This is a genomic window from Rhizobium sp. AN73 (assembly GCF_030757975.1).
Classification (GTDB): domain Bacteria; phylum Pseudomonadota; class Alphaproteobacteria; order Rhizobiales; family Rhizobiaceae; genus Agrobacterium; species Agrobacterium arsenijevicii.
This window is the reverse complement of record NZ_JARWME010000002.1, coordinates 1414152-1435330: the sequence shown is the minus strand read 5'-3', so window position 1 is coordinate 1435330 and position 21179 is coordinate 1414152. Positions and strand designations below refer to the sequence as shown.

General features: G+C 58.9%; 21 protein-coding genes and 1 tRNA gene. 21 read left to right on the top strand and 1 reads right to left on the bottom strand.

The genetic code is table 11. The features are described from left to right. Positions 1 to 47 precede the first annotated feature (47 nt). From RBH10_RS17040 to RBH10_RS17020, 5 genes are all read left to right on the top strand, one after another. Positions 48 to 680: a LysE family translocator gene (locus RBH10_RS17040; RefSeq protein WP_281036410.1), complete on the top strand. Its 633-nt coding sequence runs from the start codon at positions 48 to 50 to the stop codon at positions 678 to 680. 164 nt (positions 681 to 844) lie between these two features. Then, positions 845 to 1291, top strand: a complete 447-nt coding sequence (ribH, locus tag RBH10_RS17035) for a 6,7-dimethyl-8-ribityllumazine synthase (RefSeq protein ID WP_045016420.1) — start codon at positions 845 to 847, stop codon at positions 1289 to 1291. Between the two features lie 4 nt (positions 1292 to 1295). Continuing rightward, entirely contained in the window at positions 1296 to 1793 is a 498-nt protein-coding gene (gene nusB, locus RBH10_RS17030) for a transcription antitermination factor NusB (RefSeq protein ID WP_045016422.1), read from the top strand. A gap of 21 nt (positions 1794 to 1814) precedes the next feature. Continuing rightward, a complete protein-coding gene (locus RBH10_RS17025; RefSeq protein WP_281036411.1) occupies positions 1815 to 3038 on the top strand; it encodes an MFS transporter in 1224 nt (407 codons plus the stop codon). A gap of 220 nt (positions 3039 to 3258) precedes the next feature. Continuing rightward, on the top strand, positions 3259 to 5397 hold the full coding sequence (locus RBH10_RS17020; protein ID WP_281036412.1) for a sodium-translocating pyrophosphatase: 2139 nt from the start codon (positions 3259 to 3261) through the stop codon (positions 5395 to 5397). Positions 5398 to 5476: 79 nt separating this feature from the next. On the opposite strand, the gene RBH10_RS17015 is transcribed toward RBH10_RS17020, so the two are convergent. Further along, entirely contained in the window at positions 5477 to 6007 is a 531-nt protein-coding gene (locus tag RBH10_RS17015) for an outer membrane protein assembly factor BamE (RefSeq protein WP_045015890.1), read from the bottom strand. A 270-nt stretch (positions 6008 to 6277) separates the two neighbouring features. Here RBH10_RS17015 and RBH10_RS17010 point away from each other — a divergent pair, with 270 nt between their 5' ends. The 16 genes from RBH10_RS17010 to RBH10_RS16935 all read left to right on the top strand — a co-directional run bounded on the left by RBH10_RS17010 (position 6278) and on the right by RBH10_RS16935 (position 21171). Beyond that, positions 6278 to 6817 carry a ubiquinol-cytochrome C chaperone family protein gene (locus RBH10_RS17010; protein ID WP_281036413.1) on the top strand — a complete coding sequence of 180 codons (540 nt, stop codon included), beginning with the start codon at positions 6278 to 6280 and terminating at the stop codon, positions 6815 to 6817. A gap of 8 nt (positions 6818 to 6825) precedes the next feature. Next, entirely contained in the window at positions 6826 to 7389 is a 564-nt protein-coding gene (locus RBH10_RS17005) for a DUF177 domain-containing protein (protein WP_281036414.1), read from the top strand. A 99-nt stretch (positions 7390 to 7488) separates the two neighbouring features. Continuing rightward, on the top strand, positions 7489 to 8550 hold the full coding sequence (gene plsX / locus RBH10_RS17000; protein WP_003512528.1) for a phosphate acyltransferase PlsX: 1062 nt from the start codon (positions 7489 to 7491) through the stop codon (positions 8548 to 8550). A gap of 4 nt (positions 8551 to 8554) precedes the next feature. Further along, a complete protein-coding gene (locus RBH10_RS16995; RefSeq protein ID WP_281036415.1) occupies positions 8555 to 9526 on the top strand; it encodes a beta-ketoacyl-ACP synthase III in 972 nt (323 codons plus the stop codon). Positions 9527 to 9769: 243 nt separating this feature from the next. Continuing rightward, the gene (locus RBH10_RS16990) at positions 9770 to 10108 is read left to right on the top strand and encodes an integration host factor subunit alpha (protein ID WP_003512530.1); all 339 of its coding nucleotides are present in this window, start codon (positions 9770 to 9772) and stop codon (positions 10106 to 10108) included. 275 nt (positions 10109 to 10383) lie between these two features. Further along, positions 10384 to 10914: a MerR family transcriptional regulator gene (locus RBH10_RS16985; protein WP_281036416.1), complete on the top strand. Its 531-nt coding sequence runs from the start codon at positions 10384 to 10386 to the stop codon at positions 10912 to 10914. A 116-nt stretch (positions 10915 to 11030) separates the two neighbouring features. Then, positions 11031 to 11759, top strand: coding sequence for a nuclease (locus RBH10_RS16980; RefSeq protein WP_281036417.1), 729 nt, complete (start codon positions 11031 to 11033; stop codon positions 11757 to 11759). A 142-nt stretch (positions 11760 to 11901) separates the two neighbouring features. Next, positions 11902 to 11987 (top strand) — tRNA-Leu (locus RBH10_RS16975). A gap of 59 nt (positions 11988 to 12046) precedes the next feature. Continuing rightward, positions 12047 to 12622 (top strand): hypothetical protein, encoded by a 576-nt coding sequence (locus tag RBH10_RS16970; RefSeq protein ID WP_281036418.1) that lies wholly within the window; start codon positions 12047 to 12049, stop codon positions 12620 to 12622. Then, positions 12619 to 13374, top strand: a complete 756-nt coding sequence (locus RBH10_RS16965) for a hypothetical protein (RefSeq protein ID WP_281036419.1) — start codon at positions 12619 to 12621, stop codon at positions 13372 to 13374. Before RBH10_RS16970 ends, RBH10_RS16965 begins: the two co-directional genes overlap by 4 nt. A gap of 683 nt (positions 13375 to 14057) precedes the next feature. Continuing rightward, on the top strand, positions 14058 to 16562 hold the full coding sequence (locus RBH10_RS16960) for a heavy metal translocating P-type ATPase (protein WP_281036420.1): 2505 nt from the start codon (positions 14058 to 14060) through the stop codon (positions 16560 to 16562). Between the two features lie 12 nt (positions 16563 to 16574). After that, a complete protein-coding gene (locus RBH10_RS16955) occupies positions 16575 to 17582 on the top strand; it encodes a 2Fe-2S iron-sulfur cluster-binding protein (protein ID WP_281036421.1) in 1008 nt (335 codons plus the stop codon). A gap of 23 nt (positions 17583 to 17605) precedes the next feature. Then, positions 17606 to 18094 (top strand): Cu(I)-responsive transcriptional regulator, encoded by a 489-nt coding sequence (cueR, locus tag RBH10_RS16950; RefSeq protein WP_281036422.1) that lies wholly within the window; start codon positions 17606 to 17608, stop codon positions 18092 to 18094. A gap of 73 nt (positions 18095 to 18167) precedes the next feature. Continuing rightward, positions 18168 to 19112 (top strand): ABC transporter permease, encoded by a 945-nt coding sequence (locus RBH10_RS16945; RefSeq protein ID WP_281036423.1) that lies wholly within the window; start codon positions 18168 to 18170, stop codon positions 19110 to 19112. Continuing rightward, the gene (locus RBH10_RS16940; protein WP_281036424.1) at positions 19102 to 20007 is read left to right on the top strand and encodes an ABC transporter permease; all 906 of its coding nucleotides are present in this window, start codon (positions 19102 to 19104) and stop codon (positions 20005 to 20007) included. Before RBH10_RS16945 ends, RBH10_RS16940 begins: the two co-directional genes overlap by 11 nt. A 99-nt stretch (positions 20008 to 20106) precedes the next feature. Continuing rightward, entirely contained in the window at positions 20107 to 21171 is a 1065-nt protein-coding gene (locus RBH10_RS16935; RefSeq protein WP_281036425.1) for an ABC transporter ATP-binding protein, read from the top strand. Positions 21172 to 21179: the final 8 nt, after the last annotated feature.

Sequence of the window (21179 nt, the reverse complement as noted above, 5' to 3'; positions counted from 1 at the left end):
GCCCGCGCTGTAAGGATTGCGGGCCAACCGGGTGAGGGGATTTCGACATGCCGTCTTTTGAACTGCTGACAGCCTTTTTCATAACCACAGCCCTGTTTGCCTATATTCCCGGCCCGGCCATGCTTTATGCGGCGGCGCAGACCATGGCGCGTGGCCGGTTTGCCGGGCTGATGGCGGTGCTCGGTATCCATGTCGGCTGCTATTTCCACATCATCGCCTCTGCGGCAGGGCTTTCGGTGCTGTTTCAGGCGGTGCCGTGGCTTTATCTCGCCGTGAAACTGTGCGGCGCGCTGTATCTCATCTGGCTCGGCTTCTCGATGTTGCGCAGCAAGCTCGAAGGTGAGGCCATTAATCTGACCATCGAGCCGAAATCGGCAAGGCGCGCCTTTATCGACAGCATCATTGTTGATGTGCTCAATCCGAAGACGGCGCTGTTCTTTCTGGCGTTTCTGCCGCAATTCATCGATCCGGCGGCGGCCTTCCCGATCTGGCTGCAATTGCTGATCCTCGGCATCGCCGTCAATTTCATTTTTTCCTCCGCCGATCTCGTCGGCGCGCTTCTGGCCGGCGCCATGGTCGGGCGTCTGAAGCGTTCCAGCAGGGTGCAGATATTTGCCCGCCGCACTGCGGGAACGGTGCTGATGGGGCTGGGCGTGCATCTGGCTTTCCAGAAAACCTGATTTTCAGGCGCTACGCCGGATAAGGCGTAAAACCGGCGAAATGCCCCGCAAACGGGGCCTCTTGCGCGGGTGACACATGAAATTACTTGCCAAAAACGGCCAGCCGTGGTTTGACCGCCGCAAAAGCCGGTATGATCCGGCCCGAACCTTTTCAGGAAAATCCCATGTCCAAACCCCATCTTCTTATCGTGGAAGCACGCTTTTACGACGATATGGCAGACGCTCTTCTCGAAGGCGCGAAGTTCGCGCTCGATGAGGCTGGTGCAACCTACGACGTCATCACCGTTCCCGGCGCGCTCGAAATCCCCGCTGCCATTGCCATGGCGCTGGATGGCGGCGACAATGAAGGCACGGAATATGACGGTTTCGTAGCGCTCGGCATGGTCATTCGTGGCGAGACCTACCACTTCGATATCGTCTCCAACGAATCGTCCCGCGCCCTGATGGATCTTGCCGTCAGCGAATCGCTCGCCATCGGCAACGGCATCCTCACCGTCGAGAACGACGAGCAGGCATGGGCGCGTGTTCGCCGTTCCGACAAGGACAAGGGCGGTTTTGCAGCCCGCGCGGCGCTGACGATGATCGAGCTCAAGAAAAAACTGGGTGGCTGAACGCATGTCGGATGTTGAAAATGGCGGCGAACCGCGCCAGCCTTCGGTAAAGCCCGCCAACCAGCGCGGCGCTGCACGTCTTGCTGCCGTGCAGGCACTTTACCAGATGGATGTCGGCGGAACCGGCGTGGTGGAAGTCGTGGCTGAATACGAGGCACATCGTCTCGGTCAGGAAGTTGACGGCGATACCTATCTGAAGGCCGATCCTTCCTGGTTCCGTTCTATCGTATCCGGCGTCGTCCGCGACCAGACGAAGATCGACCCGCTGGTGCGTTCGGCATTGCTGGAAGACTGGCCGCTGTCGCGTCTCGATGCCACCGTGCGCGCCATTCTGCGTGCCGGCACTTTCGAGATTCTGGAGCGCAAGGACGTGCCGGTCGCCGTTATCGTCACGGAATATGTCGAAATCGCCCGTGCTTTCTTTGAGCACGATGAGCCGAAGCTGGTGAACGCGGTTCTGGACCGCATTGCCAAGCAGGTGCGCGGCGAGGCAAAACGCTAAAATACAGCAGGCGAGGAAGATATGAACGTTGTCTCCGTCCCCGGACTTGAAGTTCAACTGGGCGAGGCGAAGCGCAACGTCTTCCTCCTCACCGCCGCGCAGGCGATCATGGGCTCGGCAGCCCCTATGAGCTTCTCGGTCGGCGCGCTTGCCGGTTACCAGTTGCTCGGGGCTGACAAGTCGCTTGCAACGGCGCCGCTCACCGGTTTTAACATCGGCGTGGCGCTGGGGGCCATCTGCGTTGCGGCGGCATCACGTTTTCTCGGCCGCAAGGCCGGTTTCATGGTCGGCGCGCTGATGTCTTCGATTGGCGGGGGAATAGCGGCAGTGGCGCTCTTCCGCTCCGACTTCTGGCTGTTCGCCATCGGTCTGCTGCTGATCGGCATTTCCGGCGGCTTCACGCAGAAGATCCGCTTCGCTGCCGCCGATGCCTCGCCATCCTTCTACAAACCGAAGGCTATTTCCTGGATTCTGGCAGGCGGCATCGTCTCCGCCATTGTCGGGCCGCAACTGGCCATCTTCGGCAAGGACGTGTTCGCGCCCGTCACCTTCGCCGGTGCTTTCATCGCGCTGGTGCCACTCGGCATCATCGCCATCGTCATTCTGTCATTCCTGAAATTGCCGGACCCCAAGGCGGCGTCCACCCATGCACAGGCGGCACGGCCCCTGTCGGAAATCGTCCGCACGCGCCGTTTCGTTACCGGCATGGTCTGCGGCATCGGTTCCTATGCGTTGATGACCTTCATGATGACCGGCGCACCGCTCGCCATGGTAATCGGTTGCGGGTTTCCCACCGAACTTGCGACGCTCGGCATCCAGTGGCACGTTCTGGCCATGTTCGGCCCGAGTTTCTTCACCGGCATGCTGATTTCGCGATTCGGCGCGGAAAAGATCGTGGCAGTCGGCCTCGTGGTGCTGATGGCCTGCGCCGTCGTCGCCCATATGGGTATCGAATTGTGGAATTTCTGGGCGGCGCTGATTCTCCTAGGCCTCGGCTGGAATTTCGGCTTCATCGGCGCAACCGCCATCATCACCTCCAGCTATCGCCCGCATGAGGCGGACAAGGTGCAGGGCTTTCACGATATCGTGCTGTTTGGCACGGTGGCGCTGTCGTCCTTCTCTTCCGGCAAGGTATTTACGGCCTGGGGCTGGTCGGTGATGAACCTCGTCATCTGGCCGGTTGCGGGCCTTTGCCTCGTGCTGGTTGTGTCACTGTTGCTCACCCCGCGCAGAAACGCCGCGTAAGATCGCGTTCGATCTCTACCCCTTTCATGTTTCAGGCAAATTTGTGGGCTTGACGCCACGCCTTTCGCCAACGCAATCTTGCCGCGCAGGTCATTTTTCCTTGGGAGGGGAATAATGGCCACGACAGGACAGGCCGTGCGTCCGATCGCCCCCTGTTCTTGCACATGGTTCGCCACGCCGGGGAGGGAGTGAGACCCGGCCTTTTGGGAGGTAAGTGCGCATGACCGTAATACCCATAGTGATTTTATGTGGGGTCCTGTCCGTGGTTTACGCGGCGTGGACAACAAGGAGCGTTCTCGCTGCCGATCAGGGCAACGAGCGTATGCGTGAAATAGCAGGTTTTATCCGTGAAGGTGCGCAGGCTTATCTCACCCGTCAATATCTCACCATCGCCATCGTCGGATTGATCGTCGCCGTTCTCGCCTGGTATCTGCTGTCGGCCCTGGCGGCCATTGGTTTCCTCATCGGCGCGGTGCTTTCGGGCGCCGCCGGTTTCATTGGCATGCATGTCTCTGTCCGGGCCAATCTGCGCACCGCACAGGCCGCATCCCACAGTCTTTCCGCCGGTCTCGACATCGCCTTCAAGTCGGGCGCCATCACCGGCATGCTGGTGGCGGGCCTCGCGCTGCTCGGCGTCTCCATCTATTATTTCATCCTCACCTCGGTGCTGGGCCATGCGGCCGGATCGCGTCAGGTGATCGACGCGCTGGTATCGCTCGGTTTCGGCGCTTCGCTGATCTCCATCTTCGCCCGTCTGGGCGGCGGCATCTTCACTAAAGGTGCAGATGTCGGTGGCGATCTCGTCGGCAAGGTCGAGGCCGGTATTCCCGAGGATGACCCCCGCAACCCGGCAACGATCGCCGACAATGTCGGCGACAACGTCGGCGATTGCGCCGGCATGGCGGCCGACCTTTTCGAGACCTATGCCGTCTCGGTGGTTGCGACCATGGTTCTCGCGGCGATTTTCTTTGCCGGAACGCCGGTGCTGGAAAGCACGATGGTTTATCCGCTGGCCATTTGCGGCGCCTGCATCCTGACCTCGATTGCCGGAACCTTCTTCGTCAAACTCGGCACCAACAATTCCATCATGGGCGCACTCTACAAGGGGCTGATTGCCACCGGCCTTTTCTCGATTGGAGGTCTTGCCGTGGCAACCTACGCGACCGTCGGCTGGGGAACCATCGGCACGGTGGCCGGAATGGAGATCACCGGCAGGAACCTCTTCCTGTGCGGCATCGTCGGCCTTGTGGTGACGGCGCTGATCGTCGTCATTACCGAATATTATACCGGCACCAACAAACGCCCGGTCAATTCCATCGCGCAGGCATCGGTCACCGGCCACGGCACCAACGTCATCCAGGGCCTTGCGGTCTCGCTGGAATCGACGGCGCTGCCGGCGCTCGTCATCGTTGGCGGCATCATCGGAACCTACCAGCTCGGCGGCCTGTTCGGCACCGGCATTGCGGTCACCGCCATGCTTGGGCTCGCGGGCATGATCGTGGCGCTCGACGCTTTCGGTCCGGTGACTGATAATGCCGGCGGCATCGCCGAAATGGCCGGTCTCGATCCGGATGTGCGCAAGGCGACAGATGCGCTGGATGCGGTCGGCAACACCACCAAGGCCGTGACCAAGGGTTACGCCATCGGCTCGGCCGGTCTCGGCGCACTGGTGCTGTTTGCAGCCTATTCCAACGACCTGTCCTATTTCGCCGCGAATGGTGATACCTATCCCTACTTCAAGGACATCGGCGAAATATCCTTCAGCCTTGCCAATCCATATGTCGTTGCCGGTCTGCTGTTCGGCGGCCTCATTCCGTATCTCTTTGGCGGCATCGCCATGACGGCGGTGGGCAAGGCGGCAAGCTCGATCGTCGAAGAAGTCCGCCGCCAGTTCCGCGAAAAGCCGGGCATCATGGCCGGCACGGAAAAGCCGGACTACGGCAGGGCGGTCGATCTTTTGACCAAGGCGGCGATCAAGGAGATGATTATTCCGTCGCTGCTGCCGGTTCTGGCGCCGCTCGTCGTTTATTTCGGCGTGCTGCTGATCTCAGGCTCCAAGGCGTCAGCCTTTGCGGCGCTCGGTGCTTCACTACTCGGTGTGATCATCAACGGCCTGTTCGTGGCAATTTCCATGACATCAGGCGGTGGTGCCTGGGATAACGCCAAGAAAAGCTTCGAGGACGGTTTCATCGACAAGGACGGCGTGCGCCATCTCAAGGGTTCCGACGCCCACAAGGCTTCGGTGACGGGTGATACGGTCGGCGATCCTTACAAGGACACCGCCGGCCCCGCCGTCAACCCGGCCATCAAGATCACCAATATCGTGGCGCTGCTGCTGCTGGCGGTTCTTGCCAACTGAAGACTTGCCGCATGACCAACAAAAAAGGCCCGGGGAGCGATCCCCGGGCCTTTGATTTTTTTTACAGTTTTTTTGCCGATCAGGGCGTGTTGTTGCCCTGACCGAGAATGCTCTTGGCGATATTGGCGCCCGAGGTGCCGCCGGAGAGCAGCTGCTGCAGGAAGGTCAAATCCTTGCCGCCGGTCGGGGTGGTGCGCGAAATCGTGTCGAAGACCTTGCCGTCCTGCAGCGCGTAATTGGCCTTGCGCTCGATCACGCCGTCCTTGTTGAAATAGATCGCGAGAATGTTCTGCTCGACCAGCGTCGGCTTCATGAAGGCGGCGCGGCGTACGCGCTTCTGCGAGATGTAATAGAAAACCTCGTTGCCGAAGGTCGCCGTGGTCGAGGGCGTGCCCATGGTCAAGAGAACCTGCTCGCGGCTGGAACCTTCCGGGATCAGCTGAAGCGACTGCTCGTCCATGACGTAGCCGTTGTGGAACACGTCGGTGGTTTTGGTGCAGGCGGAAAGCAGAGTGGACGCGACGACGATTGCGATGGCGGTCTTGCCCAGAATTTTGCCGTGACTTGCGGATTTCTGCTTGCTCAACTGCTTTTCCCCGACTGCGATCATGAATGGCACCTTCCGGCATTGCGTGGTGCACAGTGTCTGTGCACATGATTGTGTCAATCCGGGGACGGAAAATCCCGATCACCCCCCAAATTCAATGCTTTCACGGCCTTTGGAAACTCCTCGGGTCTCTTAGACTGTTTCAGCCGAAAGACGAACGTGACCGCGACAGCATTGCAATTCGTGGATGCTTCGGTAAACCAGCTTTGGCGATCATGCAACAAGTGCGATGGGCGGGTGAGCGAATTCACCAGCCCCGTTCGGAAAAAAACGATGATATTCGGGCTGTTCAGACAGAAAAACAACAACCGCGCCATAATAGACCGGCAATATGCGACCTTGACGGCTGCCGCCCGCACGCCCGCTTTTTATCTCGACCTCGGCGTTCCCGATACCGTGATGGGCCGCTTCGAGATGCTGTCGATCATCATGATTCTCTATTTTCGCCGCACCAAATCCTCCGGCGTCAGCGGACAGGAGATCGCCCAGGAAATCGTCGACGCCTTTTTTCAGGATATCGACCATTCCATCCGTGAGCTGGGCATCGGCGACCAGGGCGTGCCGAAGCGGATGAAGAAATTTGCCGGCATGTTCTACGGGCGGCTCGAATCCTATGCGGCGGCGCTGGATGCATCCGACCCCGTTGCCCTTGCCGCAGCGCTCCAGCGCAATATATACCCGCAGACAGATGAGCAGGCACCGGAACTGGACGGGCTGGCGGGCTGGATGATGGAGACGTCTTCTGCCCTTTCCACCCGCTCTGAAGAAACGATAGCAACCGGAAGCCTTACGCTGCCCTTGCCTGGACTATGAGGTTTACGATGAACGCGCGACACGCCGCAAATGACGACCTGCCTTTTTCCTATCCCGTAAAGGTAGGTCATATTTCCGCCAATCCCGTCAGGATTGGTCTTGAAGCCAATGCCGAGGAACTGAAGGCGCTGGCGAAGTTCTGGGATGTGGTTTCCGTCGAATATCTGAAGGCGGAATTGCAGGTTACCCGCTGGAAGAGAGATGGCGTGAAGATCAAGGGCGAGGTGCATGCGGCCGTGACCCAGTCCTGCGTTGTGACGCTGGAGCCGGTGTCCAGCAAGATCGACGAGGCCGTGGAGCATATTTTCGTGCCGGAAGGATCGAAGCTGGCGCGGATGGTCACCAATGAGGAAGGCGAGATCGTGCTCGACCCCAATGGCCCTGACATTCCCGACCAGTTTACCGGCGACAGCATCGATGTTGGCGCTACGGTCGCGGAATTCGCGGCCCTCGCGATCGATCCCTATCCACGCAAATCGGATACCGAATTTACCGATACGGCCGAAAACGAGCCTGAAGAAGAAAAGCGTCCGTCGCCCTTCGCCGTGTTGAAAGACTGGAAAAAAGACTGAATGCGCCGCCGGGCTGAAATAATTTTATTGTAACACAGGCCGGAACAGGTATTTTCGCGCAAATTCCGCTTGAGTGGCGGCAAAAAGGATAAGGGACGAGTGATCAGAATAGCGATTGACGTCATGGGTGGCGATTTCGGCCCTGATGTTGCCATACCCGGTGCCGCCAAGGCGCTTGAACGGCACAACGATGTGACTTTTCTGCTCTACGGGCAGAAAAGCAAGTGCGACCCCATTCTGGCACAATATCCCGCACTTCGGGAAAAGTCGGTCTTTCACGATTGTGAAATCTCGGTTGCTATGGACGAAAAGCCAAGCCAGGCGCTTCGTCGTGGCCGTTACGTCTCCAGCATGTGGCGTGCCATCGAAGCCGTGAAGCTTGGTGAAGCCGACGTCGTGGTTTCCGCCGGCAATACCGGCGCGCTGATGGCCATGGCCAAATTCTGTTTGCGCACCATGGCGCGGGTGGAACGCCCGGCCATCGCCGGCATATGGCCGACGCTGAAAGGCGAAAGCATCGTGCTTGATGTTGGCGCGACGATCGGCGCCGATTCCCAGCAATTGCTCGATTTTGCCCTGATGGGCGGCGCCATGGCGCGCGCGCTTTTCGATATCGACCGTCCCACCGTCGGCCTGCTCAATGTCGGCGTCGAGGAGGTCAAGGGTCAGGAAGAGGTACGTGAGGCCGGACGCCTGATCCGCGAGGCCGATCTCGGCACCATCGATTATCGCGGTTTCGTTGAAGGCGACGATATCGGCAAAGGTACGGTGGATGTCGTGGTGACCGAAGGTTTCACCGGCAACATCGCGCTGAAAGCCGCCGAAGGCACAGCACGCCAGATCACCACGCTTCTGCGTGAGGCGATCTCCCGCAGCTTTTTTGCCAAGATCGGTTATATCCTGGCGAAAAGCGCGTTCGACGTGCTGAGAGAGAAAATGGACCCGCGCAAGGTCAATGGCGGCGTGTTTCTCGGCCTGAACGGCATTGTCATCAAAAGCCATGGTGGCACGGATGCCATCGGTTTTGCCTCCGCCGTCGATGTCGGCTACGACATGGTCCATAACGGTCTTACGGCGAAAATTGAAAACGATCTGAAGATTTACCACGCAAGACGGCTTCCGCCCCCGGCGCCCGAAGCTCTCGTGGCTGACGAGGAATAAGGGAATGATCCGCTCTATCGTACGTGGTTTCGGGGCAGCGCTTCCGAAGCGTGTCATGACCAACAGTGAAATCGAAGGGGTCGTCGAGACCTCCGACGAATGGATCGTGCAGCGCACGGGCATTCGCCAGCGCTACATTGCCGGCGAGGGTGAGACGACCGCTTCGCTCGGCGAGGCGGCCGCACGCGCAGCGCTCGACAATGCCGGCCTGACGCCTGACGACATCGATCTCATCATTCTGGCGACATCGACACCGGACAACACCTTTCCGGCAACGGCGGTGAACATCCAGAACCGCCTCGGCATGACCCATGGTTTCGCCTTCGACATGCAGGCTGTCTGCTCCGGCTTCGTCTATGCCGTGGCGACCGCCGATCTTTACATTCGCGGCGGCATGGCCAAGCGTGTGCTGGTGATCGGCGCTGAAACATTCTCGCGCATTCTCGACTGGAAGGACCGCACCACCTGCGTTCTGTTCGGCGATGGCGCAGGCGCACTGGTTATCGAGGCCGGCGAAGGCGAGGGTACCTCTGGCGATCGCGGCATCCTGACCTCGCAGCTGCGCTCCGATGGTTCGCACAAGGACAAGCTTTACGTCGATGGCGGACCTTCCACGACAGGCACGGTCGGTCATCTGCGCATGGAAGGCCGGGAAGTGTTCAAGCACGCCGTCGGCATGATCACCGACGTCATCGAACAGGCCTTCGAGGCGACGGGCACGACGGCTGATGATCTCGACTGGCTCGTTCCGCATCAGGCCAACAAGCGCATCATCGACGGATCGGCGAAAAAGCTCAACATCGATCCGGAAAAAGTCGTCATCACCGTCGATAAGCACGGCAATACGTCGGCCGCCTCCATTCCGCTGGCGCTGGCAGTCGCTGCCGGTGACGGACGCATCAAGAAGGGCGATCTGGTCATGCTGGAGGCCATGGGCGGCGGTTTCACCTGGGGTGCAGTGCTGCTGCGCTGGTAACAGCGGATTTTAACGTTTACCGGGGCGCTGGCGCAAAATCGGTTGTGATTTTTGCGGCCGTACCCCGTTCAAACCCGCCGAAGCGCCCTGCGCTTGCGGCAAAACCGTGTCGGGCGCTCTAAGCCCTTGCACTGATTGCCGAAAGCCTCAAATGAATCTGGAACAATCCCTTGACCGGTCGCCACAAGGGAAATAATCTCGGCAGCTCCTAGAGAAAAATTCAGACACGGTTTGTGGGGAAAAATGGCCGGGAAGACAGTGACACGCGCAGATCTTGCAGAATCTGTGTTTCGTAAAGTCGGGCTGTCCCGCACCGAATCCGCCGAGCTGGTCGAAACGATCATCGACGAGATTTGTAATGCGATCACGCGCGGCGAGGTCGTCAAACTTTCGTCCTTCGCGACATTCCAGATCCGGGAAAAGAACGAGCGCATCGGCCGTAACCCGAAAACGGGTGAGGAAGTTCCGATTTCGCCACGCCGCGTCATGACCTTCAAGGCGTCGAACGTGCTGAAACAGCGAATCCTCAAGGCGCATACGGCGCGCAAGACCAAGCAAAAGGGTCAGAAGGCCGGAGCCTAAGCCCGCTGCGGCACGGGTTTTTTGCCACACGGCAAGCCCTTATCCCCATTCTTCTTGTGAACATGCTTGAATTTCGACGTGCAAGCCGTTGAAATCTGGTCGACTCGCATCATAATCAATTTTAGATAATTGGTATCTTGCCGCCACGGGCATCGCTGCGAGGATCGGATCTGATTTTCGCCAAGAAGTGATGCACGGGATCGGCGGGTGAAAAGCGTTCTTGTTCAGTGTCCGGCTGGGTGCATGGCGCTTCAGGCCCGGATGGGAGTGGAAGTTTGGACAAAAGCCCCGACGCGTTTCGGACGATCAGTGAAGTGGCGGATGAGCTGAACCTGCCGCAGCACGTGCTGCGTTTCTGGGAAACACGCTTTCCGCAGATCAAGCCGATGAAACGGGGCGGGGGCCGCCGTTATTACCGCCCTGATGATATCGATCTCCTGAAGGGCATTCGTCATCTTCTTTATGACCACGGCTACACCATCAGGGGCGTGCAGAAACTTCTGAAAGCCAATGGAAACCGTTTCGTGGCGGCAATCGCCTCGGGCGATCTTGCGACCATGGAAGCCATCATGGTGGCGAGCGGCGAAAAGGAAGTTGCCGAACCGCGCGTGATGGATCCGGACGGGGACGAGGTCGTCGGCCGCCCGAAAGCCAAGCCCAGCGGCCGCTTTTTCGGCTTCGGCGGCGGCAGCGATACCGAGATATCGGTCGGCAAATCGGGTATCGGCAAGGATGACCAGGCGCTGTTGCAGGAAGCGCTATTCGATCTTCTCGAATGCAAGCGGCTTCTCGATCAGGTTCGCTGATCGTTTATCCACAGCTCTGTCAGGGCATTTCCAGGAAAAACGAAGAGGCTCTGGAACGCCAACCTTTCGGAAACTCTCTTGACCGATAATGCGGCTCCGTAAAAAGGAGTCTGATCGTGAGCAATCGAAAACCGACAGCGCGACGCCGCACGGCGAAGAAATCGGGTGGCGGCAGCGTTTGGCCCTGGGTGCTGATGCTGGGCGTCGTTGCCGGCGGCATTCAGGCTTATGAACATCGCGACAGTCTTCTGCCACAGCGGCATATCGCGAAGGCGACATCCACGACGACAAGTTCCCCAAAGGTTGCCGTGGCTGCCAAACGCGAGACCCCCACACCGGAGAAAGCCGCGACCATCCGGCCCGCATTGCCGGTTTCACCGGGCAACGGACCCGTACCGCCACGCTCGATCGCCATGCCGCCCGCGGCACAGCAGAGCCAGGTTGCCGCTATCCTGCCGGAAACCCGCCCTTCGGTCGAAAAAGTCTCTCTTGGAGAAAAAAGCGGCGCCTTTGCCTTTTGCGGGCGCTCAGGTCTCACCAATTGCGTGGCCGACGGCAATACCTTCTGGATGAAGGGCGTAAAAATGCAGCTTGCCGGCGTCGAGGTTCCGCAAATCGACCGGGCGCGATGCATGGAGGAACGCCAGCGCGGTTTCATCGCCAAGGTACGGTTGCGGGATATGCTGAATGCAGGAGCCTTCGATGTAGCCTCTTCCGGAACCACGGGCGGGCAAGCCATGGAACGCAAACGGATTTCGCGTTCGGGTGTGTCTTTTGCCGATCAACTGGTGCGGGAAGGCCTGGCCCATCCGGCATCGGCAAAAAATCAGTCCTGGTGTGGCTAAGGCCCCGTTGACCGAAACGGTCCGGCCTGTGTAGATGAGGCGCTGTCAGCGCTTGGGGTAGGGTCGTGTTCGATCCTGCGCCTGAATAATGACGAAGCAGTTTTGCAAGCGTCGGGGCCGGATCGGCACGCGGCGCGGCAATGCGGACGTGGCGAAATCGGTAGACGCAGCAGACTTAAAATCTGCCGACCATTGGTCTTGCGGGTTCAAGTCCCGCCGTCCGCACCACCCCTCCTTGCGAATCAGAAAGTTCCCTGTAATCTTTGGTTGATTGGGGGGATTTACGCATGAGTACTACAAAACTTCATATAAATCTAAATCAAGGCCTCATTGATGTTGAGGGAGACGAAGCTTTTGTCCGTGAGGTATTCGAGAGCTTCAAGTCGGTTCTGGCTGAACGACGCGGAAATACTACTGACGATCTTCCCGGTGAAGAAGTCATAGTCGGAGCCTCCTCTGAAGCACCTAGTAAAACCCAACAGAAGTCAAAGAAACGACGGCCCCGCAAGCAACAAGAGGGGACGGAAAGTCGCTCAGGATGGGGTCTGTATTCACCGCAACTTGACAATAGTCTCACCACTACGAACCTAAAAACTTTCTTCGAGAAATCTAAGGCAAAGTCACACGCCGATAAGATATTGACGTTCGTACGTTTTCTCAGCGACGAACTTAGCATCACTCCCTGTACTGCGGACCAAGTTTACACCTGCTACAAGGTGTTGCGGGAGAAAATGCCCGAGGCGTTTGCGCAAGCGTTTCGCGATACTCAGAACAAACAAAAGTACATTGATGCGGCCTCACCTGCGGCAATAACCGCCACGATAGTAGGCGACAATCGGTTTGAGGACATGATCAAGGAATGAGCATAGAAAGATTTTACAATTCCATCGATACGGTAGATTCTCTGAGTACTGGCGATTTGATTTCATGTTTCGTCTATTATCTCGCAGTCGAAAATAACACACCTGCGACCGCCCCTAAGATTGCCGATTGCTTTCAAGATGCGAGGCTCTCCGCACCTAAACAAATCGGCCCTTACCTGTCGAAAGGACTGACTGAAAAGCCCCCGCGCTACGTGAAGGCTGTGGGTCACGGCTACCTACTTCACAGAAACTGGCAGGTCCAAATATCGAAGCGGCTTGGCGTCCATGTTTCGACAGTCCAGTCGAGCGCCGAGCTTCGTAACCTGGAGACTAGTCTTCCAGCGGGACCCAAAAAAGACTTTCTTAGCGAGACGATCACCTGCTTTGAAGCCGGTTGCAATCGTGCGACTATCACGATGTGCTGGATACTGACTATAGACCACTTATACGACCATATTTTCGTACATGGCCTCGCAGCTTTCAACGCGGTCCTCGCTAAAAACACTGACAAGCGCGTCAAAATCACGTCCATAGTCAAACGAGACGACTTTAGCGAAATCCCCGAGGGAAAATTTATCGAGTTCACGCGCTCCGCTAACATCATCTCAAATGACGTACGGAAAATCCTTGACGAAAAACTTGGAATTCGGAACTCGGCAGCTCATCCTTCGGGGATAGAGATCAAGAAAAGCAAGGTGGTGGAATTTGTCGAGGACCTAGTTACGAACGTGGTACTAAAGTTCCCCACTTAAGGCTCACCATCCTTTTACGGTCTGCGGCTTGGGAGAGGCATGCCAACCTGCCAAAACTTGCAGAACTTTGCCTTCACCAGCGACACCTCTGGGTAGGTCTCGTCTTCCAGTCGGGCCATGCAAGTGCCGCCCTTCGTCCAACCAGAGTTCGCCGCGTCGTAGTCGTCCTTGTGTTCGACCACGATCTGTTGCGGGTAACCGTGCCACAACGGTCATCGTAGACGAGATCGAGACGGACACCCAAGCGCTCCCCAATTCTTCTCGCAGTTGCCACAAGATCAGCTCAAAGCGATTTTTAAGACTGTGATTAAAGCGTCTTAAGTCGCACACTGGAAATAATCATCTTTTGCGTCTTGTGGCTGATGTCGTGGCCACGTCCTCCATATCACGACAATTATAGGCTTCGGGCGTAGATAGAGCCGAAGCGTTATCAACGGCTTGGCCAGACAGTATCGTCACCCAGCAGACTTAAAATCTGCCGACCATTGGTCTTGCGGGTTCAAGTCCCGCCGTCCGCACCATCTTTCCCTTGATTTTCGTATCTTAAATCGCGAGCCGACGTCAAAAACGTGCCCGTTCACGCGCGCGGCATCTATCCGTGAAAATCATCCAAAAGAGCCTATTGACCTTGCCACGATGGGAAGCCCTATCTTTTTCCATATAAGTAAAAAGAGGTCATAAGCATGTCACAAAACCAGATCCGGGCGAGCCATACGATAGCCATCGACGGGATGACATGCGCCTCCTGTGTTGGCCGGGTGGAGAAGGCGATTGCCAAGGTGCCGGGGGTCGTCAAGGCTTCGGTCAATCTTGCGACGGAGCGCGCCGATATTGCTTTTTCCGGAGTACCCAACGTTTCGGCCGTTATCGATGCCGTGCGTAATGCAGGCTACAGCGTTGACGAAAAAACCATCGAACTTGATATCGAGGGTATGACCTGCGCGTCCTGCGTCGGCCGTGTCGAAAAGGCGTTGAAGGCTGTCTCCGGTGTCGCCGATGCCAATGTCAATCTCGCAACGGAGCGCGCTACCGTTCGCGTCGCCGGCAATGCCGTATCCGCCGCCACGTTGGCCGAAGCGATCAGCCAGGCTGGTTACAAGGCGAGCGAGATCGTCGCCGATAAAGCCAAGGGTGACGAGCCGGACCGGCGCGAAGCCGAATTGCGCGGTTTGAAAATCAGTCTTGCCGTTGCCGTTGCGCTGACGTTGCCAGTCTTCGTGCTGGAGATGGGCTCGCATCTGGTGCCCGCCATCCATGATTTCGTGATGGAAACCGTTGGTATGCGGGAAAGCTGGTATCTGCAATTTGCGCTGACCACGCTTGTCCTCTTCGGGCCGGGCTTGCGGTTCTTCAAAAAGGGCATCCCCGCACTTTTGCGGCTGGGGCCGGATATGAATTCGCTTGTGGTGCTCGGCACCGCCGCCGCCTGGGGATTCTCGGTGGTTGCAACCTTCGTGCCTGAAATCCTGCCGAGAGGCACGGCCAATGTTTATTACGAGGCCGCGGCGGTTATCGTCACGCTCATCCTGCTCGGTCGTTTCCTCGAAGCGCGCGCCAAGGGCCGCACCAGCGAGGCGATAAAGCGGCTCGTCGGCTTGCAGGCCAAGTCGGCCCGCGTTCTGCGCAATGGCGAAACCGTCGATGTGCCGCTGCAGGATGTGCAGACCGGTGACGTGATTGTGGTCCGTCCCGGCGAGAAGGTGCCTGTCGATGGTCTGGTGCTCGATGGTTCCTCTTATGTCGATGAATCGATGATCACCGGTGAGCCGATCCCTGTAACCAAGACGGCAGGGTCCGAAGTCGTCGGCGGCACGGTCAACAGGAACGGCTCTTTCACGTTCCGCGCCACGAAGGTCGGCGCCGATACGCTGATCGCGCAGATCATCCGCATGGTCGAAGAGGCGCAGGCCGACAAGCTGCCGATACAGGCGCTGGTGGACAAGGTGACCAACTGGTTCGTGCCGGCGGTGATGCTGGCGGCGCTCGCGACCTTCTTTGTCTGGTTCGTTTTTGGGCCGGATCCCGCCTTGACCTATGCGCTGGTCAACGCCGTCGCCGTTCTCATCATCGCATGCCCCTGCGCCATGGGTCTTGCCACACCGACCTCGATCATGGTCGGAACCGGTCGCGCCGCCGAAATGGGCGTGCTGTTCCGTCGCGGCGATGCGCTCCAGACTTTGCGCGATGCCGATGTTATCGCCGTCGACAAGACCGGCACGCTGACGCTGGGCAAACCGACACTGGTTCATTTCACCACGACTGAAGGTTTCGAGCCGGACGAGGTGCTGCGCCTTGTCGCTTCGCTTGAGAGCCGTTCCGAACATCCGATTGCCGAGGCGATTGTCGAGGCCGCAAAACATGACGGCCTGACACTTGCCGATGCGCAGAACTTTGAAGCGACCCCCGGTTTCGGTGTCGCGGCAATGGTTGACGGCCGCAAGGTAGAGGCAGGCGCTGACCGGTTCATGGTGAAGCTCGGTTATGATGTCGCGATGTTTGCCGATGATGCCGACCGGCTGGGCAGGGAAGGGCAGTCGCCGCTCTATGCCGCCGTCGATGGCAGGCTGGCCGCGATCATCGCTGTTGCCGATCCGGTAAAGCCGACGACGCCGGAAGCGATCGCAGCACTGCACGCGCTTGGTCTCAAGGTGACGATGATCACCGGCGACAATCGCCGCACGGCTGAGGCCATTGCCCGCCGTCTGGGTATCGATGAGGTAGTGGCGGAAGTGTTGCCTGACGGCAAGGTCGAGGCCGTGAAAAGGCTTGCCGCCAGCGGCCGACGGGTGGCCTTTGTCGGCGATGGCATCAACGATGCACCGGCGCTTGCGGCAGCCGATGTCGGGCTTGCCATCGGCACGGGTACGGATGTCGCCATTGAAAGCGCCGATGTGGTGTTGATGTCGGGCGATTTGCGCGGTGTGGCGAATGCGATTGCGCTCTCCAAGGCCACGATCCGCAACATCGGTCAGAACCTGTTCTGGGCCTTCGCCTACAATGCCGCGCTCATACCCGTGGCAGCTGGAATATTGTATCCCTTCAACGGCGTTCTGCTGTCGCCGGTGCTTGCTGCCGGAGCAATGGCGCTTTCCAGCGTGTTCGTATTGACGAATGCGCTGCGTCTCAAAAGCTTCCGTCCGCCGCTTGCTGACAGATCATCCGGCACGCAACTCGCTGCGGCTGAATAGGAGGTGGATGTGATGACGCCTCAAAACACAGTCTATCTGCCGCAGATCGGGCGCAGCATTCTGGCAGCGCCGGGCGAGACCGTCCTTCAGGCCGCCCTTGCCGCCGGGATTTCTTATCCGCATGGCTGTCGTATGGGCCGGTGCGGCGCCTGCAAATCGCATCTCGTCTCCGGTGAGATCGACCTTCTCAAACATACGCCTTTTTCACTGACCGAAGAGGAAAAGGCGGAAGGCCTGACGCTCGCCTGCCGCGCCGTACCGATGGGCGACATGACGATCAGCTGGCTCGACGGCGAGGAGTTCGCCGATATCCCAACCGGCCGTTTCGACGGTGTGGTTGTGGAAGCGGTCGATGCAACGCACGATATCAAGCTCATCCGCATCAGGCTCAACGACCGTGAACAGTTCACCTTCAAGGCAGGGCAATATGTGCGCCTGCTTTATCCGGACTGTCCGCCGCGAGACTATTCCATTGCCAGCCGGATCGACGAGGAACTGATCGAATTCCATATCCGGCATGTGCCCGGCGGCAACACCAGCGGCCGCATCTTCGCGCTTGCCAGGGCGGGCGACCCTGTTACGTTAATTGGTCCCTTCGGGTCTTCATTCCTGCGGGAAAAGCATTGCGGGCCGATCCTCGGCATTGCCGGCGGTTCGGGGCTGGCGCCGGTCAAGGCCGTTGTCGAGGCGGCGCTCGCCACGGGTCGGGAACGCCCGATCCATGTGTATTTCGGCGCACGCGCGCAGCGTGACCTCTATATGGTCGACCGTTTCGAAGAACTTGCCGCACGCCACGGCAATCTGAGCTTCGTTCCGGTCCTCTCGGATGAAGAACATGCGCAGATGCGCTGTGGTTATGTCGGCTCAGCGGTGGCGGACGACTTCGATGATCTCGATGGCTGGAAAGCCTATCTCGCGGGTCCGCCTGCAATGATCGAAGCGACGGTGCCGCAGCTGGTGGCACGGGGCATTCGCACCGCCGACATTCATGCAGACGTGTTTTTCACCCCGGAAAGATAGATTAACCGACAGGAGCAGGATCCATGAACATTGGCACAGCCGCCACCGCATCCGGTGTTTCTGCAAAGATGATCAGGCATTACGAGATGATCGGCCTGATCAAATCGGCAAGCCGCACGGATTCCGGCTACCGGGTTTATACCGCCAACGATCTGGAAACGCTGCGTTTCATCCGCCGCGGGCGCGACCTCGGTTTTTCGATCGAAAAGATCAGGCAGCTCATGACGTTATGGCGCGATCCGGGCGGTGCGTCCTGCGATGTCAAGCGCATCGTCATGGAGCATGTCATCGATCTGGAAGCGAAGATGCACACACTTCGGGAGATGGCCGACACACTTCGAAATCTCGCCACCTATTGCCCTGATAATGGTGAGCCGGATTGTCCGATCATTCAGGATCTCGCCCAATCCGAAGACCCCGATTTTACCCCGGTGGCGATCCTGCCCAAACGATCAGGCATGCTGAAAGGCACATCCGGTTCAGTGGTGGAACTACAGCGTCATATGAAATGAACAGCCGTTCCCCGTTTGGGGGGCGATAGTCGATTGCAGTTGAAACGCCGGTTGCGGTGAAGGAAACCAGGCCATGTGGATACAGATATTACAGCGCTTCCTTATTCTATGCCTGATGCTGGCGATCGTTTCCGTCATCGCGTTTCTTCTGCCCTATATGGCGGGCGGTGATCCGGCCCGCACCATTCTGTTTTCCCGCATGCGCGATACGGCGCTCGATCCGCATGCCGTCGAGGCGCTGCGGTTAAGCCTCGGGCTCGACCGGCCACTTTACGTGCAATATTTCGCATGGCTTTCGAGCGCGCTGCGTGGCGATCTGGGTTTCTCCTTCACCAGCAGCCAGCCCGTGGCCGGCGAGCTTTTGCGCTCTCTCGGCGTGTCGGTGACACTGGCGCTGACGGCGCTGGCGATTGCGGTCGCCGTCGCCCTGCCGCTCGGCACCTTGGCGGCGATGCGTCCGGGTGGCCGGTTGGACAATTTCGCGACGCTGATGATCCAGACCTTCGTTGCAACACCCGAATACTGGTTTGCACCGATGTCGGCGCTGGTCTTTGCGCTTTATCTCGGCTGGTTGCCGTCCGCGGGATGGGATAGCTGGCGCTCGCTGGTACTTCCGGCCCTGACCCTAACGCTGCGCCCGCTGGCCTATTTCACGCAGGTGACGCGCGCCGCCATGGCCGAGGTTTTGCGCGCACCTTACATTACGGCGGCCCGCAGCCGCGGTCTCGGCATGCATGGCACGGTCATGCGGCACGGCATCCGCAACGGTTCGCTTCCGATCGTCACCTTCTTCGCCCTGTGGCTTGCTGGCCTGCTTGGCGGATCGGTGGTCGTGGAAGTGATATTCGCTATCCCCGGCATGGGTCGGCTTCTCTACGATGCCGTGGTCAACAGGGACATCCCGATGTTGCAGGGCGGTTTTATCTGCATCGTGGCCCTGTCCATCCTGATCAATACCCTTGCCGATGGCTTCTATGTCCTGATCAATCCAGCAATGCGAGGCCAACATGACCATTAGTCACTTCCCCAGCGCGCCGGTCGCCGCCTTGCCTTTGACCTTGCCCAAGCGCCCGTCGACACTTTTCCGGTTCGCGGACTTCCTCCGCCGGCGGCATTGGACCTTCTACGCGGGATCGGTGATTTTTCTCGCCATCATCCTGCTGCTGGTGATCGCACCGTGGATATCGCCCTATAATCCCGCGCAGCAGAACCTGCGCCTGCGGCTGAATGCCCCCAGCGCCGCCTACTGGCTGGGAACGGACCATCTCGGGCGTGATGTCCTGAGCCGTCTGCTTATCGGCGGTCGTTTCACGGTCACGATCGCCGCCATCACGGTCATTCTGTCGGTTGCCATCGGCACCTTCATCGGCATTATCAGCGGGCGCAGCCGTGGTGTACTCGACGAAATCCTGATGCGTGTGGTCGATCTGCTCATCGCCATACCTGACGTGGTGATCGCCATTTTCCTCGTCGCCATCTTCGGCCCGGGATACGGAACGCTGATCGCGTCGCTGACGATTGTCGGCTGGACACCTTTTGCGCGGCTGGCACGCGGGCTGACCCTTTCGATCAATTCCCGCGAATATATCCGCGCCGCCGAGGTGCTTGGATGCACACGGCGCTTCATCATCTTCCGGCACATCATTCCCAACACGATCTGGCCCATCGCGGCCGTTGCCTTCCTGCGTTTCGGTCACAAGCTGATCACGGTGGGCGGGCTGTCGTTTCTCGGCCTTGGCGTACAGCCGCCGGCCGCCGACTGGGCGCTGATGCTGGCCGATGCGCAGGCTTATGCGGAACGCATGCCCATTCTCGTGATCGCACCGGGTCTGGCGATTTTCCTGTCGGCGCTCAGCGTGACGTGGATCGGCCATGGCCTGAACCTTGAGACCAAAAAAGCGAACGGTCATTGAGGCCATAAGGGCGAGTGAACCCGAAGGAGAGTAATATCGTCTGACACCGCATGAAAATACGCAAATGCCTCCGATGCAATAATAATAAGGGGAACTCTTATGAATATCGAAGGACACACGCATGCCGATACGGCCATATCCCCGCAGCGGACACCGCTTCTGGAGATAGAGGACCTGCACGTTTCGGTGCCGTCTCAAAATGGCCGGAAGTTTGTTATTTCGGGCCTGACACTTTCCGTTAATGCCGGGGAGGTCGTCGCACTTGTTGGCGAATCCGGGTCCGGCAAGAGCATGACGGCTCTGTCGCTGATGCGGCTGTTGCCGCAGGGCGCGGAAATCAACTCCGGCCGCATTTCCTTTGCCGGGCGCGATATACTCGCACTTTCATCCTCCGAGCTTGATGCACTGCGCGGCGCCGATATCGGCATGCTGTTCCAGCAACCGCAGGCCATGCTCGATCCGACCAGCCGGGTGAGGACGCAAGTTGCCGAACCGTTATGGGTCCATCGCAAGATGAGCCGGCATGCCGCACTCGGCCGGGTTGTCGGCCTGCTGTCGGATGTCGGAATTCCCGATCCGACCGCGCGGGCACAATGTTTCGCGCATGAACTTTCCGGCGGCATGGCGCAGCGCGTCATGATTGCCGCCGCACTCTCCGGCAATCCGCAACTGTTGATCGCCGATGAACCGACGACCGCACTCGATGTCACCGTCCAGGCACAGATATTGCGCCTGCTGGATGATGAGCGCCGCAAGCGGCGGCTTGCCACGCTGCTCATCACTCACGACCTGTCGGTCGTCGCCGCTTTCGCGGACCGGATCGCGGTGATGTATGCCGGCCGTATCGTTGAGGAGGGGCCGACCCAGGCAATCCTCAAGGCGCCGCAACACCCCTACACCAAGGCGCTGATCAGTTGCTCGCTTCTGACCACCGACAGCGAGGGGCAATTGCTGACGATCCCCGGCTCTAGCTCGCAGGCGCATGACATGTCGTGCGGCTGCCGGTTTCATCCGCGCTGCGCGCTCGCCAAATCGGCCAGCATGGGCAACCGGTGCATGGCAACGGAACCGGATCTGAATGCCTTGCCCGAAGGGCGCAAGGCCCGGTGCTGGGCAGTCGGCGACGAGCACGCCGGCAGCCATGGCAATCACGCAGTCTGCTGAGGGAGGAT

Coding starts and splice junctions, on each gene's coding strand:
- RBH10_RS17020 (WP_281036412.1), top strand. CDS start 3,259: ATGACCGTAATACCCATAGTGATTTTATGTGGGGTCCTGTCCGTGGTT.
- nusB (WP_045016422.1), top strand. CDS start 1,296: ATGTCGGATGTTGAAAATGGCGGCGAACCGCGCCAGCCTTCGGTAAAG.
- RBH10_RS16965 (WP_281036419.1), top strand. CDS start 12,619: ATGAGCATAGAAAGATTTTACAATTCCATCGATACGGTAGATTCTCTG.
- RBH10_RS16995 (WP_281036415.1), top strand. CDS start 8,555: ATGATCCGCTCTATCGTACGTGGTTTCGGGGCAGCGCTTCCGAAGCGT.
- RBH10_RS17010 (WP_281036413.1), top strand. CDS start 6,278: ATGATATTCGGGCTGTTCAGACAGAAAAACAACAACCGCGCCATAATA.
- RBH10_RS17005 (WP_281036414.1), top strand. CDS start 6,826: ATGAACGCGCGACACGCCGCAAATGACGACCTGCCTTTTTCCTATCCC.
- RBH10_RS17040 (WP_281036410.1), top strand. CDS start 48: ATGCCGTCTTTTGAACTGCTGACAGCCTTTTTCATAACCACAGCCCTG.
- RBH10_RS16955 (WP_281036421.1), top strand. CDS start 16,575: ATGACGCCTCAAAACACAGTCTATCTGCCGCAGATCGGGCGCAGCATT.
- RBH10_RS16960 (WP_281036420.1), top strand. CDS start 14,058: ATGTCACAAAACCAGATCCGGGCGAGCCATACGATAGCCATCGACGGG.
- RBH10_RS16990 (WP_003512530.1), top strand. CDS start 9,770: ATGGCCGGGAAGACAGTGACACGCGCAGATCTTGCAGAATCTGTGTTT.
- RBH10_RS17015 (WP_045015890.1), bottom strand. CDS start 6,007: ATGATCGCAGTCGGGGAAAAGCAGTTGAGCAAGCAGAAATCCGCAAGT.
- RBH10_RS16945 (WP_281036423.1), top strand. CDS start 18,168: ATGTGGATACAGATATTACAGCGCTTCCTTATTCTATGCCTGATGCTG.
- ribH (WP_045016420.1), top strand. CDS start 845: ATGTCCAAACCCCATCTTCTTATCGTGGAAGCACGCTTTTACGACGAT.
- cueR (WP_281036422.1), top strand. CDS start 17,606: ATGAACATTGGCACAGCCGCCACCGCATCCGGTGTTTCTGCAAAGATG.
- RBH10_RS17025 (WP_281036411.1), top strand. CDS start 1,815: ATGAACGTTGTCTCCGTCCCCGGACTTGAAGTTCAACTGGGCGAGGCG.
- RBH10_RS16970 (WP_281036418.1), top strand. CDS start 12,047: ATGAGTACTACAAAACTTCATATAAATCTAAATCAAGGCCTCATTGAT.
- RBH10_RS16940 (WP_281036424.1), top strand. CDS start 19,102: ATGACCATTAGTCACTTCCCCAGCGCGCCGGTCGCCGCCTTGCCTTTG.
- RBH10_RS16935 (WP_281036425.1), top strand. CDS start 20,107: ATGAATATCGAAGGACACACGCATGCCGATACGGCCATATCCCCGCAG.